At 40.1% G+C, this 16,537-nt stretch carries 11 protein-coding genes and 1 riboswitch; of the genes, 7 read left to right on the top strand and 4 right to left on the bottom strand.

The annotated features are described in order from the left end of the window. Window positions 1–61 precede the first annotated feature (61 nt). Together ABMQ40_RS05385 and ABMQ40_RS05380 are read right to left on the bottom strand one after the other, a co-directional pair. Window positions 62–1,741 (bottom strand): T9SS type A sorting domain-containing protein, encoded by a 1,680-nt coding sequence (locus ABMQ40_RS05385; protein ID WP_370897320.1) that lies wholly within the window; start codon window positions 1,739–1,741, stop codon window positions 62–64. Window positions 1,742–1,939: 198 nt separating this feature from the next. Further along, complete coding sequence (locus tag ABMQ40_RS05380) at window positions 1,940–4,555, bottom strand: MGH1-like glycoside hydrolase domain-containing protein (RefSeq protein ID WP_370897318.1); 2,616 nt, start codon at window positions 4,553–4,555, stop codon at window positions 1,940–1,942. 189 nt (window positions 4,556–4,744) lie between these two features. After that, window positions 4,745–4,853, top strand: a riboswitch (SAM riboswitch). A gap of 59 nt (window positions 4,854–4,912) precedes the next feature. Between ABMQ40_RS05380 and ABMQ40_RS05375 the strand changes: the two genes are divergently transcribed. From ABMQ40_RS05375 to metF, 7 genes are all read left to right on the top strand, one after another. Then, on the top strand, window positions 4,913–5,851 hold the full coding sequence (locus ABMQ40_RS05375; RefSeq protein ID WP_370897316.1) for an alpha/beta fold hydrolase: 939 nt from the start codon (window positions 4,913–4,915) through the stop codon (window positions 5,849–5,851). A 3-nt stretch (window positions 5,852–5,854) separates the two neighbouring features. Next, the gene (locus tag ABMQ40_RS05370) at window positions 5,855–7,393 is read left to right on the top strand and encodes an ACT domain-containing protein (protein WP_370897314.1); all 1,539 of its coding nucleotides are present in this window, start codon (window positions 5,855–5,857) and stop codon (window positions 7,391–7,393) included. 86 nt (window positions 7,394–7,479) lie between these two features. Further along, on the top strand, window positions 7,480–8,646 hold the full coding sequence (locus tag ABMQ40_RS05365) for an O-succinylhomoserine sulfhydrylase (RefSeq protein ID WP_370897312.1): 1,167 nt from the start codon (window positions 7,480–7,482) through the stop codon (window positions 8,644–8,646). A 12-nt stretch (window positions 8,647–8,658) separates the two neighbouring features. Further along, window positions 8,659–9,672 (top strand): homocysteine S-methyltransferase family protein, encoded by a 1,014-nt coding sequence (locus ABMQ40_RS05360; RefSeq protein ID WP_370897310.1) that lies wholly within the window; start codon window positions 8,659–8,661, stop codon window positions 9,670–9,672. Between the two features lie 84 nt (window positions 9,673–9,756). Continuing rightward, window positions 9,757–10,845: a fatty acid desaturase family protein gene (locus ABMQ40_RS05355; RefSeq protein ID WP_370897308.1), complete on the top strand. Its 1,089-nt coding sequence runs from the start codon at window positions 9,757–9,759 to the stop codon at window positions 10,843–10,845. A gap of 7 nt (window positions 10,846–10,852) precedes the next feature. Beyond that, window positions 10,853–13,510, top strand: a complete 2,658-nt coding sequence (gene metH / locus ABMQ40_RS05350) for a methionine synthase (RefSeq protein ID WP_370897306.1) — start codon at window positions 10,853–10,855, stop codon at window positions 13,508–13,510. An 88-nt stretch (window positions 13,511–13,598) separates the two neighbouring features. Beyond that, window positions 13,599–14,558, top strand: a complete 960-nt coding sequence (gene metF, locus ABMQ40_RS05345; RefSeq protein ID WP_370897304.1) for a methylenetetrahydrofolate reductase [NAD(P)H] — start codon at window positions 13,599–13,601, stop codon at window positions 14,556–14,558. A gap of 39 nt (window positions 14,559–14,597) precedes the next feature. Here metF and ABMQ40_RS05340 read toward each other — a convergent pair whose 3' ends face one another. Then, the gene (locus ABMQ40_RS05340; protein ID WP_370897302.1) at window positions 14,598–15,266 is read right to left on the bottom strand and encodes a hypothetical protein; all 669 of its coding nucleotides are present in this window, start codon (window positions 15,264–15,266) and stop codon (window positions 14,598–14,600) included. A 78-nt stretch (window positions 15,267–15,344) separates the two neighbouring features. Then, entirely contained in the window at window positions 15,345–16,499 is a 1,155-nt protein-coding gene (locus ABMQ40_RS05335; RefSeq protein WP_370897300.1) for a hypothetical protein, read from the bottom strand. Window positions 16,500–16,537: the final 38 nt, after the last annotated feature.

Genomic DNA, 16,537 nt, shown 5'->3' with positions numbered 1-16,537 from the left:
TTCAAAATAAGGAACCGGGCCCCTCAGGGGCCCGGTTCCTTGTAATAATATCAGGGTCAGATTATTTTTTAATCATTTTTGAGCTTTTAACAGAGCCGTCTTTCATATTCAGTGTTAAAATATAAATTCCGGCTTTAAGATCTTCCAGATGGATTACAGAAGAAGGATTGTCTATTGTTTTTACCGTTATTCCTGAAAGATCGGTAATAGAAACGCGTTTTACATTTCCTGCTTTTTCAATAGTCACTGTATCACTGAAAGGGTTCGGATAAGCTATTCTTTCTTTAGCCTTTGCAGCTGTTTCATTTACTGCCAGCGCTATTGGCTCAAGAGTTACGGTAACTTTGAAACTGTTATTATCCACTTTATTATAATCTGCATTACAGTCGGAGCCTCCGTACATTCTCCATGCCCTTAATTCAAAGTTAACATTTCCTGTAAGCTCATTGGCAAGGGTAAGGCCTGTTCTGTTATAAGAGTAGGTTCCGGTAGTTGATCCTGATCCTGAAGATACGGAAGCTTCAGTAGTGCTGTTAGTTAAACAGACAAGTAAGCTTCTTTGTTCAGACATCCATCCGTTTCCTGCTGTGGTCATGGTGTATGAAACATCAGTGGACTTTATTTTATAGCCGGCAGGAACGCTTATGGTAAGAACTCCCGGGCAGCTGGTCGTAGAATTGGTATCAGGGGGAACTGAGCTGTACATGGTGTTGATATCTCCGGCCGTATAGGTTGCTGAGATCTGGCCGGTTGCAAACTCTTTCAGTTTCCAGAAGCCCTGGGAAGATCCACAGTTAGATCTAATCCATAAATAATACGTTTGGCCTGTTGCCAATGTATCCAGGGTTAATGTAGTGGCTCCTGCCGCCACACTTCCGGTAGGAGTGGTGGTAGCTGTAGGAGGAGTAGGGGAAGTACTCAGATAATAGTCGTATCCTGATGAAGGTGCACTGGAAGGAGCAGTCCAGCTAAAGACCGCACCATTCATGGTAGAAGTGTACGTAATATTGGTAGGTGCCGGGCAAGGGCTGTAGGCATCAGCAGAAAACGCGAAAATATTCGGGATCCCGCCTGTTCCGGTTTTGGTTACCGTAATGCTCTGGATAGGTTTCGACTGATTGGCTGCGTCAATAGCCAGAGGAATCTGGTATAGTCTTGGGTTACTTCCGGATCCGGACTCCAGATTGTCATTGCTAATATTAATCCTTCCGATACCCTGGATAGCATAGTTACTGCCACCATACCAGTCTTCAATGCTGATCCCTGAAAAGCTCTGAGAAGTATTATCAGAAAAATTCACATCGATATCCACCGTACAGGAGCCGCTTCCTCCCGTAGCCAGCATATAAAAGCTTATAGCAGGAATAGGAGTGGCAAAAACAATCGTACCATTATCATTGGCATTGGCCAATCTTAATGAATTGTTCGCGCTGTAAGAGGCCATCTGATAACTCAACCCCGGGGTAGATCCCACTGCGGAATTGATGATCCCGTTTACAGGCAAGCCATACGTAAGCGGTGAGCTTGTTGTAGTCAATTGAAAATCCTTTGAAACAAACGCAAAATTTACTCCGTCTACGTCTGCTGTGGTGGAGGTAGCAGAAGATCCGATGCCGTTTGCGATAACATCAGCGTTAAAACCACTTTGAATGGGGATTGGCTGATATTCCTGGGCATTAGCTTTTGAAGTGAGCATGCTTAAAAATACTAAGCCTGCTACAGATAGTAATTTTCCTTTCATAAATTTTTTTTTTAATAATGTTGTGCTAATATAGGTAATTCGGTATAAATAATTCAATATGGTTTAAAAATTAATATTGAAAATACACCTATTGTTAATCATTATTGATTTTTTAAATAATTTAAATAAAAAATACCCTCTCAAATCAATGAGAGGGTGTATAAGATAGGATTTATCTATATAATAGCTGTAGGGCAATTACAAAGTTAACCTTGGCTTCATCAGTTTGGCGACAGTGGCAGTCCATCCTGTCTGATGCGATGCGCCTACTCCCCGGCCGTTATCCCCATGAAAATACTCATAGAAGGTAATATAATCTTTGAAGTGCTCATCATAATTAAATTTTGGATTTCCTCCATTGAAAGGCCTCTGTCCGTTCTCATCCTTTAAAAAGATTGAGCAAAGCCTGTTACTGATGTTCTGGGCCACTTCATCAAGATTTTTTTTCTCTCCGCTGCCGGTAGGGAATTCAACCTTCAAGCTGTTGCCGTAATAAAAATGAAAACGTTGCAGGCTTTCAACAATTAAAAAATTGATCGGGAACCAGATAGGGCCTCTCCAGTTACTGTTTCCGCCAAATAATCTGCTGTCGCTCTCTGCCGGAGTATAATACACCACATTCTCAGTACCATGAACGGAAAATATAAACGGATTTTCCTCATATACTTTAGACATCGCACGGATTCCGTAAGAGCTAAGGAATTCTTTTTCATCAAGCATTCTCGTCAGTACTTTTGTAAGCCTGTTTTTACGTAAAATACTCATCAGGTGCTTTCTACCATGCCCTTCTTCATCCCAGTGCGAAACCAGCTTGGTAAGTTCCGGTTTGTTTTTCAGTACCCAATCCATTCTTTCTCTGAAGTTGGGCATATTTTCCAGTAATTGATGATCGATAATCTCCACGGCAAACATAGGGATTAATCCGACAATGCTTCTAAGCCTGAGAGAAACGCTGTCGCCATTCCCAAGCTGCAGAACATCATAGAAAAAGCCGTCTTCCTCATTCCATAGCCCTTTAGTGCCTTCTCCAAGATTTTCCATGGCCTCAGCAATATAAAGATAATGCTCAAAGAACTTGATCGCCATATCTTCATATACCTGATAATATTGGGCGAGTTCCATAGCCATCCGCATCATATTGAGAGCGTACATGGCCATCCAGCTGGTACCGTCTGCCTGCTCCAGATGCTGGCCGTCCTTTAAGACCATGTTTCTGTCAAAAGCTCCGATATTATCGAGTCCCAGAAAACCGCCTCCGAAAATGTTCTTGCCATTTCTGTCCTTACGGTTTACCCACCAGGTGAAATTGAGAAGCAGCTTTTGAAAAACCTTTTCGAGAAATAGTAAATCCGGCTTTCCATTTTGTTTTTCGTCAATTTTGAATACCCTGAAACAAGACCAGGCATGAACAGGCGGGTTCACGTCACTTAAATTCCATTCATAGGCAGGCAGCTGCCCGTTGGGATGCATATACCATTCTTTGGTCAGTAGAAGAAGCTGTCCCTTCGCAAACTCGGCATCGATGATCGCATAGGGAACGCAATGAAAGGCCAGATCCCAGGTAGCGTACCACGGATATTCCCATTTGTCAGGCATAGAAATGATATCCTTATTATGAAGATGATTCCATTCCGTATTTCTTACATATTCGTTGAAATTCCTGGGAGCATCAAAATTAGGATCCCCTTTCAGCCATTTCCCGACATTGTAGTGATAAAACTGTTTATTCCATAATAATCCTGCAAAAGCCTGCCTCTGTACATTCCTTTCGTCGTCTTTTAGGACATCCTGCTGGATTTCATTATAAAACTCATTGGCTTCGGCAATTCTCGTTTCAAAAATTTCATCAAAACGATAAAACGGCTCATCCGTTTCATTGGGGGATAATCTGAAATCAAAAACTTTTGATTTTCCGGCTTCAATCAGCTCATCAATTAAAAAAGCGGCTTTCGTACCCCTTTTTTCAGGATTGATGGTGCTGTTTTTATAAATAACATACTCATTAATGCCGTCTTTGTAATAGGCCCCCTCTTTAGCGGGAACCCCATATAGCTTTGGAGTATTCGTCTCATTTTCACAAAAAACACTTTCTGCAGCGGCGTTCCTGGAATAGAATTTCTTGATAGAAATACTATCGTGATTAATGTCTATGCAGCCTTCATAAGAAGCATTCAGCCCGGGTTTATAAGTATTATATCCCCATTTCCAGTTATTTCTGTACCATACCGTAGGAATCACCATGATAGGGGCATCGTTCCGGCTTCTGTTGCAAACAGTTACCCGCACCAGAATATCATCGTGATCAGCTTTACAATACTCAATGAAAATATCAAAATATTCATCGTTGTCAAAAATCCCGGTATCAAAAATTTCATATTCAGGCTCCTTTTTGCTGCGTCTTCCGTTTTCATCAAGGATATCATCATAGGGAAACTCATTGATAGGGTATTTATACACCATCTTCATGTAGCTGTGAGTAGGAGTATTGTCAAGATAGTAGAAGATCTCCTTGATATCTTCACCGTGATTTCCCTGAGGGTTGCTTAACCCGAAGAAGCGTTCCTTTATTATTCTATCTTTTTTATTCCAGAATGAAAGTGCGAAGCATAAAAGCTGTTTGGTGTCCGAAATACCGGCTATGCCTTCTTCTCCCCAGCGGTAGGTATAGCTTTCCGCATTATTATGGTTGGTAAAGTGCCAGGCATTACCGTTTGGGCTGTAATCTTCACGCACATTTCCCCATTGCCGGTTACTTACATATGGCCCCCAGTTTTTCCAGCTGATATCTTTTAATCTCTGTTTTTCAGCAATCATATTTCATCCTTTTTCAGATACGAAGGTAGTTTTTTTGAAAAAAAATTCCAATTCTTTCTGTCTGAATAATCCTTAACACACCTTAGGAAACCACCGGAATACAGGCTTTCGAAGAGAAAAAAAATATTTTTTTTAAAAAATTGAAATAAAAAAATTATCTTTGCACCATCGTTCATTTAAATATTGAAAATGTTATCAAGAAAGGTTGAGGGAATAGACCCTGTGAAACCTTAGCAACCCTTTGCGAAAGCAATGAAGGTGCTACGTTCTACCAAAATGATTTTTGGACAGATAACTTACTGAAGTTCTTCAGCCATTTTCTGTGGCATTTTCAATTGTGTTATAAATATAATAGAATTGGAAGCGGAACTAAACTATATTAATTTACCGTATCAAACCCATTCCGGAAAGGAATATCATATCCCGTTGAGCTACCAGCTCTTCGGTCAAAGGCCGTTTTCTGCACCCGTTATCGTGGTGAATCACGCATTGACCGGCAATTCAAACGTTTCGGGAGAAAAGGGCTGGTGGAAGCAGCTGATTGGTAAAAATCAGGCTATAAACACAGATAAATATACAGTTCTCTGCTTCAATATTCCCGGAAATGGATATGATGGGCTTTTAATAGATGAATATGAGAATTTTACTCCTTCAGATATTGCAGATATATTTTTAAAAGGCCTTGACGCTTTAAAGATTGAAAGTCTGTATGCCATCATCGGGGGCTCGCTCGGAGGAGGGATCGGGTGGGAGATGCTGGTTAAAAGACCGGAGCTCGCGGAAGCTTTTATCCCCATTGCCTGCGATTTCAAAACCCATGACTGGCTTCATGCGCAATGCCTGATCCAGAAATTCTTGTTGGATGATCATGAAAAACCATTACAAAAAGCCAGAATTCATGCAATGCTGTGCTATAGGACACCTCAGTCTTTAAATGACAGGTTTCGGAATCAGTATAATCAGGAAAAACAGATCCTTGAATCAGAAGATTGGCTGAGATATCACGGAAATGCATTAAACGAAAGATTTAGTCTGAAAGCTTATAAACTTATGAATCATTTGCTGATGAATATCAACGCTGATGAAAACGGATTGGAGAAAATAAAAGCAACAGTACATCTCGTTGCGGTAGATTCAGATTTATTTTTTCCTGCTTCCGAGATCAGGAGCTGTTTTGAAAAACTCAGCAGAAAAAAAGAGAATGTATCCTATCATGAAATAAGATCAGTTCATGGGCATGATGCTTTTTTAATGGAATACGGACAATTAAATAATATCATAAAAAACATTTTATAGAAGATGGAGAAAGTTAACGAAATAAAGCTGTTGAAAAACAGGTCGATCATCAAATTTGAAGGAAAGGATTTCTTGGGTGAAATAGGCATCGATGGAAGGATTTTTAAGGCGCTTACCCTGGCAAGGATCAGCGTAGGGGTGATTTCCCAGCAGGCCATAGAAAATGGCATTTCAATTCTGGTACATGAAGATGATGCTGAAAAAGCGGTGGACTGCCTGATCGAAGAATTCCAGGAAGAAAGAAGATCCGGGAAAGTATCCCAGATTTACAGTATAAATAATGTTTCCGTATTGGGCTTTGTAGCTGAGGATTTCAATAAAATACTCGCCGAGCTGGCAAGAAATAATGTTTTCCCGTTGCTTTTGAATCAGATTGCAAGTGAAAAAAGAGTCAATATTGTGGTAACCTCTTCACAGGATGAGAAAACCAAAAACATTATAGAATCGGAGATCTTTAAGAAACCCAAAACGGTCCACCTGGCGATCATTGGCCACGGGAATGTAGGTAAAACCCTTATTGATCAGGTACTGGAATCTTCGGAGGAAATCAAAAGGCGTAAAAAAATCGATCTGAAAGTGGTTGCCGTGGCTAATTCAAAAAAAATTGCCTTTAATAAAAAAGGTTTTGATGCCCGTTGGAACGATGAGGTAACGGTAGCGAAAAACCCTTCAGATGTTCAGGAACTGATCAGGTTTTCAAAGGAGAACCAGCTGGAGAATCTTATTGTGGTAGATAATACGGCAAGTAAGGATTTTGTGGCAAACTATCATACCCTGGCGGAAAACGGATTTGATCTGGTTTCTTCCAACAAGATATTCAACACCCTTCCTATCGAAGAATATCGCAAACTAAGATATACGCTGAATAAAAATAACAGGCGTTATCTGTATGAAACCAATGTAGGAGCAGGATTGCCGTTAATTGACACCATAAAGCTGTTACACCTTTCAGGAGAGAATATCACCAGGATAAAAGGAGTCTTTTCCGGATCATTAAGTTATATTTTCAATAATTTTTCTGTAAGAAACGATAAATTCTCGGCCATCATCAGAGAAGCAATGGATAAAGGATATACAGAGCCGGATCCCCGGGAGGACCTCTCAGGAAATGATGTCGCAAGAAAACTATTGATTCTGGCAAGAGAGCTAGATCTGATTAATGAATTTCATGATATCAATATTCAGAATCTGATTTCTGAACACCTTCTTTCGATAGAAAAGGATGAATTCATCTTAAGACTGGAAGAACTGGATGAAAAGTATCAGAAACTTAAGGAAAGCCAGGAACCCGGGCATGTTTTACGGTATGTGGGAGATCTGCACGGGGATCTGCAGAAAGAAAAAGGAGAGCTGGATGTAAAACTGATTTCTGTTCCTGCCGGTTCAGCATTGGGGCAATTAAAGGGTTCTGATTCGATTTTTGAAATCTATACGGAAAGTTATGGCGAAAATCCGATTGTTATTATGGGAGCAGGAGCGGGAGCTCAGGTTACGGCAAGAGGAGTTTTCGGAGATATTTTAAGGCTAAGTGAAACAAAATAATATAACAATTAATATCATATCAATTGACTGTCATTCCGAACCAAAGAGCTCTTGGATGATACTTTAAATTGACAAATTAAAACTTTATGGAAAACTTTGAAACATTCGCAATAAGGGCTCAGACTGAAAGAACCCAGTTTGATGAGCATTCTACCCCTCTTTATCTCACATCCAGCTTTATTTTTCAGGATGCGGAAGATATGAGGGCCAGCTTTGCAGAAGAAAAAAACAAAAACCTGTATAGCAGGTTTTCAAACCCTAATGTCACTGAATTTACGGAGAAAATAGCGAAAATGGAAGGGGCGGAAGCCGGCTATGCCTTTGCAACGGGGATGGCTGCCATCTATTCTACATTTGCCGCTTTGCTGAATGCCGGAGATCATATTGTAAGCTGCCAGTCTGTTTTCGGATCCACCCATACATTGTTCACCAAGTATTTTCCAAAATGGAATATCAATACCACATATTTTAAAGCCGAAGATGCGGAGCGTGTTGAACAATATATCCAGCCCAATACAAAAATTTTATATCTGGAAACCCCTACCAATCCGGCCATTGAGATATTGGATTTAGAATTTTTCGGAAAGATTGCCAGAAAGCATAATCTGATTTTCATTGTAGATAACTGTTTTGCAACCCCTTATCTTCAGCAGCCGGTTCAATATGGTGCGGATATTGTTGTACATTCTGCGACGAAACTGATTGACGGACAGGGACGGGTACTGGGAGGTGTAGCCATAGGAAAAGCAGATCTGATCAGGGAAATTTACCTCTTTGCAAGAAATACGGGACCTGCGATGTCGCCCTTTAATGCATGGGTATTGTCAAAAAGCCTCGAAACTTTGGCAATACGTGTGGAAAAACACTGTGAAAATGCACTGAAGGTAGCTGAGTTTTTAGAGAGCCACCCGAATGTGGAATGGGTAAAATATCCATTCTTACCCTCTCATCCCGGTTATGAAATAGCAAAAAAACAGATGAAGCTGGGGGGAAATATCGTTGCATTTGAAGTAAAGAACGGGATTGATGGTGGCAGAAAATTCCTGAACAGTATAAAAATGTGCTCGCTTTCCGCTAATCTGGGAGATACCAGGACTATTGTGACACATCCTGCGTCTACTACCCATTCAAAACTTACCGATGAAGAAAGAAATGAAGTGGGGATTACGGCAGGACTGGTCCGCTGTTCGGTGGGACTTGAAAACGTGAATGATATCATTACGGACTTAAAACAAGCTTTGGAAAGCCTTTAACCAATCTGAAAAATGAAAAATTCTGAACAATTATATAAAGCTTTAGAAGAGAGAATCCTGATCCTGGACGGGGCTATGGGAACCATGCTCCAGCGGTATAAGTTCGAGGAAGAGGATTATCGTGGCGAACGTTTCAGGGATTGGCAATACCCTGTAAAAGGAAATAACGACCTGCTGTCACTGACACAGCCTCAGGCCATCGAGGAAGTGCATAAAAAATACCTTGAAGCGGGAGCAGACATCATTGAAACCAATACTTTCTCCGGTACGACTATTGCCATGGCAGATTATCATATGGAAGATCTGGTGTATGAGCTGAATTATGAATCGGCAAAAATCGCAAGGAAAGTATGTGATGAATATACTGCCAGAAATCCTGAAAAGCCAAGATTTGTAGCAGGATCTATCGGGCCTACCAACCGGACTGCGAGCCTGAGCCCGGACGTGAATGATCCGGGCTACAGGGCAATTACTTTTGAAGAACTGAGAGTGGCTTATAAACAGCAGGCTGAAGCTCTGTTAGACGGAGGCTCGGATATTTTGCTGGTAGAAACGATTTTCGATACCCTGAATGCCAAAGCGGCCTTATTTGCCATCGATCAGATCCAGGAAGAAAGAGGGGTTAAAATCCCGATCATGGTTTCGGGAACCATTACGGATGCTTCAGGAAGGACCTTAAGCGGGCAGACAGCAGAAGCTTTTTTGATCTCAGTATCCCATCTCGATTTATTAAGTGTGGGGTTCAACTGCGCATTAGGGGCCAATCAGCTAACCCCCTACCTCGAAACATTAGCGCATAACTCGGAGTTTTATGTTTCAGCTTATCCTAATGCCGGTCTTCCGAATGCTTTTGGAAAATATGATGAAACCCCCGAGTATATGGCTGAACAGATAAAAGAATATGTGGAAAAAAGTTTAATCAATATTATCGGAGGTTGTTGCGGAACAACTCCGGATCATATAAAAGCCATTGCAGAGCTGGTGAAGGGTTATAAACCCAGAAAAAAATTGAAGGAATTTGTCTGATTTAATAGATATTTTTTATTAAAAAGACAAGGATAGACAAGGTTATAATATTATCTTTAAGTGAAACAGTAAAAATTAAATATAATGGCAAAACCTAGTTACTCAAAGAATGCTGAAGAAACAAAACTATTTAATGAACTACGAAAAAAAGTAAACGCTAGAGTGGAAGCAATTCCGGAAAACAGGGAAATTTATATCAAAATAAAGGCTATTATCCTGCCTTTGGTCTATTTTGGATTATATTTTTTAGCAGTCTTTTCTGAGCGGTCTTGGGTTTATATTTTATGTTTTGTTTTGATGGGAATATCGTTGGTATTGATCTATCTGAATCTTATCCACGAGGCAGCCCATAATAATATTTATAAAAATAAAAGATTAAATTGGCTCATACTCCATATTTTTGATTTTATTGGTGCTAATTCCTATATCTGGAAAAAGAGACATATAGCGAGCCATCACGCCTACCCGAATGTGGACGGCTGGGATACGGATATAGAGCAGAGCGGCCCGATTTTGATTGTTCCGGGGGTAGAAGCAAAGGGAGTGCAGAAGTATCAGCATAAGTTTTTCTTTTTTGTATATCCTTTGTATTTATTCAACTGGATGTTTATCAGGGATTTTAGAGATTTTTTTGATAAAAATCGGGTGATCTATAAAACTCAGGGGAAAATTCCTGTTGGGGAGAAAATAAAAATGATAGCTTATAAAGTATTCTATTTCTTTTATCAGATCGCAGTTCCGATATTATTTTTTAATGTCTCCACAGGCCTGGCCGTGGGAGCCTGGTTCTTACAGGTGATTACAGCAAGCATTTTTGCTTTGTTTGTATTGCTGCCACTGCACCCGATCCCGGATAATGCCTTTCCGAAACTGGATGAGAATGATAACCTTCCGTTCAGCTGGATCCGCCATCAGCTGGAGGTAACCAATGATTTAACTGAAAATAACTGGTTTATAAGAAATGTTCTGGGAAACTTCAACTTCCATGTTGCCCATCACCTTTTCCCGAATTACAGTTATGTATATTATAATGAAATTACAGAAGAAATAGAAAAGTTTGCAGCAGAACATGGTCTCGCCTATAAAAAATTCCCTCTGATAACAGCTTTAGGCAAGCACAGGGAATTGCTGAGGCAGAATGCGAACAATGCCTACTATATTTTAGAAGAATAAAAAATTAATGAAATATTTAAGATTGTCGGGGCTGGAGCCTCTTATCATAACACCGGAAAGTAACTTTATTAATGTTGGTGAGAGAACCAATGTTGCCGGATCCAAGAAATTTTTAAGGCTGATCAAAGAAGAAAAATTCGCTGAAGCTCTGGATATTGCCCGCCATCAGGTTGAAGGAGGCGCCCAGATCCTGGATGTTAATTTCGACGATGGATTGATCGATGGAAAGGCCTCCATGATAAAATTCCTTAACTTGATCGCCTCAGAGCCGGATATTGCAAGAATCCCTGTTATGATAGACTCTTCCAAATGGGAAATTCTTGAAGCAGGATTGCAGATTGCCCAGGGAAAATGCGTTGTAAATTCAATCAGTCTGAAAGGAGGAGAGGAAGAATTTATCAGGCAGGCAAAAGCAATCAAAAGGTACGGGGCTGCGGTGATTGTCATGGCTTTTGATGAAATGGGGCAGGCCGATAATTATGACCGGCGAATAGAGATTGCCAGGCGCTCTTACAATATCCTTGTCAACCAGGTAAAATTTCCGGCAGAGGACATCATTTTTGATTTAAATATTTTTCCGGTAGCTACAGGAATGGAGGAGCATAGAAGAAATGCTGTGGATTTCATTGAAGCTACCCGGTGGGTAAGGCAGAACCTTCCATATGCTTCCGTAAGCGGAGGGGTAAGCAATGTGTCATTTTCCTTTCGTGGAAACGATACGGTGAGAGAAGCCATGCATTCGGTCTTCCTTTATCACGCCATTCAGGCCGGAATGAATATGGGGATCGTAAACCCTGCTATGCTGGAGGTATATGATGAGATTGATAAAGAACTTTTAGAGCTGGTAGAAGATGTAATCCTTGACAGAAGAGATGACGCTACGGAAAGACTTTTAGATTACTCCGAAAAACACAAATCCGTTAAAAAGGAGAAAGCTGAAGATTTAGAGTGGAGGAATCACCCGTTACAGGACAGGATCACTCATGCCCTGGTAAAAGGTATTGACCGTTTTATAGAGGAGGATGTTGAAGAAGCAAGACTATTGGCATCAAAACCATTGGAAGTTATTGAAGTTAATCTGATGACCGGAATGGGAGTCGTGGGAGATTTATTCGGAAGCGGTAAAATGTTCCTGCCACAGGTTGTAAAGTCAGCAAGGGTAATGAAAAAAGCAGTCGCCTACTTACAGCCATTCATTGAAGCGGAAAAGGACAATTTAAAGCCTGCCAACGGAAAAATCCTGATGGCTACGGTGAAGGGTGACGTTCATGATATTGGTAAAAATATTGTAAGTGTGGTTTTAGGCTGCAATAATTATGAAATTGTTGACCTTGGAGTAATGGTTCCGGCGGAGAAGATCATTCAGACGGCCATTGAAGAGAAAGTAGATGTAATCGGACTAAGCGGATTGATCACGCCAAGTCTGGATGAAATGGTATACATCGCTTCGGAGCTGGATCGCCAGAACCTGAACTTTCCCCTGTTAATTGGAGGGGCTACAACTTCAAAGGCACATACGGCCGTAAAGATTGATCCGAAATATAAAAACTCTGTAGTTCATGTTAATGATGCTTCCAGAGCTGTAAATGTGGTAAGTGCCTTGTTGGGTGACAGAAACAAGGAATATGTTGAAGATCTGAAAAATGAATATTCAGAATTCCGCGAAAAGTTTCTGAGCAGGCAGGTTGATAAAGATTATGTTTCCATAGAAGAGGCAAGGCGTGATCATTTCAAAATAGACTGGGAGAATGAGGTGATTTTCACACCGAACAATTTAGGAGTAAAAGTCATTCAGAACCAGGATCTGAATGAGCTGATCCCTTATATTGACTGGTCTCCCTTTTTCAGAAGCTGGGATTTACATGGCAAATATCCGGATATCTTAGACGATGAGATCGTAGGGGCACAAGCCAGGGAGCTGTTCCGGGATGCCAGAATTATACTGAAGAAGATTCTTGATGAAAAGCTCTTAACCGCAAAAGCAGTCTTCGGGATTTTCAGGGCCTGCTCAAATGAAACGGATGATATCCTGATCCTCGATGAAAATAACAATGAGCAGGCAAAATTCCTGACGTTAAGACAGCAGGCTCAAAGGTCGAAAGGTAAAGAATATCTTGCCCTTAGCGATTTTGTTGCACCTAAAAGTTCCGGAAAAACAGATTACATAGGTGCCTTTTGTGTCACCGCCGGTTTTGGTACAGACGAACTGGCAGGCCGGTATGAAAAAGCCAATGATGACTATAATTCCATCATGGTAAAAGCTCTTGCAGACCGGCTCGCTGAGGCTTTCGCTGAATTCTTGCATAAAAAGGTAAGAACGGAATATTGGGGATATGCTGGTCAGGAAAGTTTAAGTAACGAGGAGCTGATCGCCGAGAAATATAAAGGAATCCGTCCCGCGCCGGGATATCCGGCATGTCCCGACCATTTGGAGAAAAAAACGATCTGGAAGCTTTTGCGGGTGGAAGAAAATATCGGGGTTTTCCTTACTGAAAGCCTGGCTATGTTCCCTACGGCGTCAGTTTCCGGTTATTATTTCGGAAGTCCCCATGCAAAATATTTCGGGTTGGGAAAAATCACAGAGGACCAGCTTAAAGATTATGCAGCCAGAAGAGGGTGTAGCATAGAGGAAGCAGAAAAATGGCTGTCGCCTAATTTAGCATAAAAAGGTTGAGGTTGATAGCTGTTGGTTGCCGGTTGTTTGCAATCAGGACTATCAATTGCCAGTCGTTTACTAACAACTAAAATATAAGATGAAGATTACAGAACATATAAAAAATGCAAATGGCAAGGCTTTATTCTCTTTAGAGGTTGTTCCGCCACAAAAAGGGATTGGTATTGAGGATTTGTACAGGAACATTGATCCATTGATGGAGTTTAAACCTCCGTTTATTGATGTTACCACTTCCAGAGAGGAATATATTTATATAGATAAAGGAAATGGATTGATGGAGCGCAGAGTTACAAGAATGCGTCCCGGTACCCTCGGGATCTGTGCCGCCATTCAGCACAAATATAATGTGGACACTGTTCCCCATCTGCTTTGTGGAGGCTTTACAAAAGAAGAAACAGAATATCTTTTGGTAGACTGTATGTACCTCGGAATTGATAATGTAATGGCACTTCGTGGTGATGCCATGAAAGGGCATCAGTATTTTGAACCGACCCCGGGAGGACATGCCAGTGCCATGGACCTCGTGCATCAGATCAATAACCTGGGGAGGGGGAAATATCTCCACAATGAGGATCAGGAGTGTGATGAACACAATAAATTCTGTGTAGGAGTGGCAGGGTATCCTGAAAAACATATTGAAGCCCCGTCAATGAATTACGATTTGAAATGGTTGAAGCAAAAAGTAGATGCAGGTGCAGATTATATCGTGACCCAAATGTTTTTTGATAACAAAAAATATATCGAATTTGTTCAAAAGGCAAGAGAAATGGGGATTACCGTTCCTATTATTCCCGGAATAAAACCCATTGCTACCAAAAAGCATTTGAAACTTCTTCCTCAGGTATTCAAAATTGATTTACCAGAGGAACTGATCAGCGAAGTGGAAAATGCTAAAAATAATGAAGCGGTCAAAGAAATCGGAATAGAATGGGCCATCACCCAATGTAAAGAGCTGCTTGATTTCGGTGTACCCGTATTACATTTTTATTCCATGGGAAAAAGCGATAATATCAAGAAGGTAGCAGGAGAGCTTTTTTGATAAAAAACGAAGCCTTGTGATTCACAAGGCTTTGTTTTTTTATTGATTCAGGAAAGTTACAAATTTTATTAAATCTTCTTCTCTGTTGAATTTAATTTTATTTGTTTTTACAAAAGTCTCGATGGCTTCCTTTTTATCCGGGATCTGCTCAATAACTTCTTTTTGATTCTTTGGTTTTTTTATAAAGCCCTTCTCTGTTTTGATATAATATATAGGGTCTAATGTTTTAAAAGAAGCCGGCTTATCTGTTGCATAGGAATTGGCAGCCGGTACAAAGTCAATAAATTTTGTCTTAACTTTTTTATAAAGGACATTTTTGCCATTTACAAGCTCAAAGAAGTACCCCTTCATATCATCAGCCGTATCTAAAAAAACAAGGGTTTGTTTTGGTGAAAGAATCTCAACTCTGGAAAATTGAGGTTCATTGGGAAGAACCATTGTTTTGTCGTCCTTCTGAAACTCTATTTCGTCTTTAAAGCTGTTATACCTTACAGGAACTTTTTCATAATTGTCAGAAACCTTAGCCAGGTTGAAATTTTTAGTTAAATAGGGAGATCCCACAATTTCATCATAAGTTAATGATCTGCCGGCGCCTTGTGAATTAACTTTAAAAAAAACCTGATGAGTATTTTCATTTACCCGAACAAGATTTTGAGCATAAATAAAACCTGATGAGGCTAATAATATAGATAAAACTGTTTTTTTCATTTTTATGGTAAAATGTTTTTGATTTGGTTATCAAATTTACAAATATTATTTTGAAAACTTAAAAATACTTTATATTTTTCATAAAATAGGGTGCCTTTCAAATTCTTTGGATCTGTCAAACAAATAACGGTAGGTAGCTAACTTCCGTGTCACGGTTGTATCAAGGTTTTCAGCAATTCTTATCATTTTGGGGTTAAAGTCTCCTATCCACTGAAGTTCTGTGACCTTAAAGTCTGTATGCTTTCTTAAATGCTGTGTCCCTTCCCAGATCATGTAGCCGTCGATTCCTTTTTTCTGCCATTCAGGGACAACCCCGAAAACGATACCAACCATTTTTTCATTTTTCCTGAACTTCTTAAGCCACAGAAACTTGATTTTTTCAATCAGGCCGAACTTTCCGTTCAGATATTTGAACCATTGATTGAGATCCGGAATATTTATCCACATGGCGATAGGTTGGTCATTTTCATATACAAACCATGAAATATGCTCATTAATCACAGGCTTCATGGTTTTAAATATTTTCAGAACCTTTGCTTCTTCCATCTGTTTCCCCTCTCCGTGAGAAGCCCATGCCTTGTTATAGATTTCGGTGAAATCCTTGGCGAATTTCTTAAGGTTATTCTTTTTGAGCGGCTTTGCCGAAATGGATGGATTTCTTTTATGCTTATGATGGGCTATCGTGAATACCCTGGACACCTCTCCAAAAACAGGCCTGGAAAAGCATAACTGCTCAAAATAGATCTTAAAGCCATAGTTTTCAAAGAGATCCTTGTAGTACGGGAAATTGTAATTCATGCCGTATAAAGGCTCAATAAAACCTTCGATAAGAAGTCCCCAGAATTTATTCCGTTCACCGAAATTTATCGGGCCGTCCATAGCTTCGATACCTCTTTCCTGAAGCCAGCCCCTGCAATGGTCAAAAATAAAATTGGCCGTTTCCTGATCATTGATACAATCAAAGAATCCGATTCCTCCGGTAGGTTGTTTTTGTGTGTAGCGCCTATTTATAAAAACCGCTATTTTACCAACGATCTCATTATCTTTGTTTTTAAATAAGAATCTTTTACATTCCCCATTTTTAAAAAGCTTATTCTTATCAGGGCGGAAAACATTTTCAATATCTTTATCTAACGGTCTTATGTAGTTTTTATCATGTTTATAAAGCCTGGCCGGAAATTCTAAAAATTCCTTTTTCTGATTCTCGTTCTGTACTTCTTCCGCAATGATCATAACTTTATGCAAATGAAAGCTAATGTTTTAGTTTGAAT

The sequence above is a fragment of the Chryseobacterium gossypii genome (assembly GCF_041361455.1).
GTDB lineage: Bacteria > Bacteroidota > Bacteroidia > Flavobacteriales > Weeksellaceae > Chryseobacterium > Chryseobacterium gossypii.
Note: the sequence above shows the minus strand (reverse complement) of the source record. Positions and strands in the feature narration are given on the sequence as shown.

Excerpts from the sequence above, each read along its gene's own strand:
- ABMQ40_RS05385 (WP_370897320.1), bottom strand. The coding sequence starts at position 1,741 with ATGAAAGGAAAATTACTATCTGTAGCAGGCTTAGTATTTTTAAGCATG.
- ABMQ40_RS05380 (WP_370897318.1), bottom strand. The coding sequence starts at position 4,555 with ATGATTGCTGAAAAACAGAGATTAAAAGATATCAGCTGGAAAAACTGG.
- ABMQ40_RS05370 (WP_370897314.1), top strand. The coding sequence starts at position 5,855 with ATGGAGAAAGTTAACGAAATAAAGCTGTTGAAAAACAGGTCGATCATC.
- ABMQ40_RS05365 (WP_370897312.1), top strand. The coding sequence starts at position 7,480 with ATGGAAAACTTTGAAACATTCGCAATAAGGGCTCAGACTGAAAGAACC.
- ABMQ40_RS05360 (WP_370897310.1), top strand. The coding sequence starts at position 8,659 with ATGAAAAATTCTGAACAATTATATAAAGCTTTAGAAGAGAGAATCCTG.
- ABMQ40_RS05355 (WP_370897308.1), top strand. The coding sequence starts at position 9,757 with ATGGCAAAACCTAGTTACTCAAAGAATGCTGAAGAAACAAAACTATTT.
- metH (WP_370897306.1), top strand. The coding sequence starts at position 10,853 with ATGAAATATTTAAGATTGTCGGGGCTGGAGCCTCTTATCATAACACCG.
- metF (WP_370897304.1), top strand. The coding sequence starts at position 13,599 with ATGAAGATTACAGAACATATAAAAAATGCAAATGGCAAGGCTTTATTC.
- ABMQ40_RS05340 (WP_370897302.1), bottom strand. The coding sequence starts at position 15,266 with ATGAAAAAAACAGTTTTATCTATATTATTAGCCTCATCAGGTTTTATT.
- ABMQ40_RS05335 (WP_370897300.1), bottom strand. The coding sequence starts at position 16,499 with ATGATCATTGCGGAAGAAGTACAGAACGAGAATCAGAAAAAGGAATTT.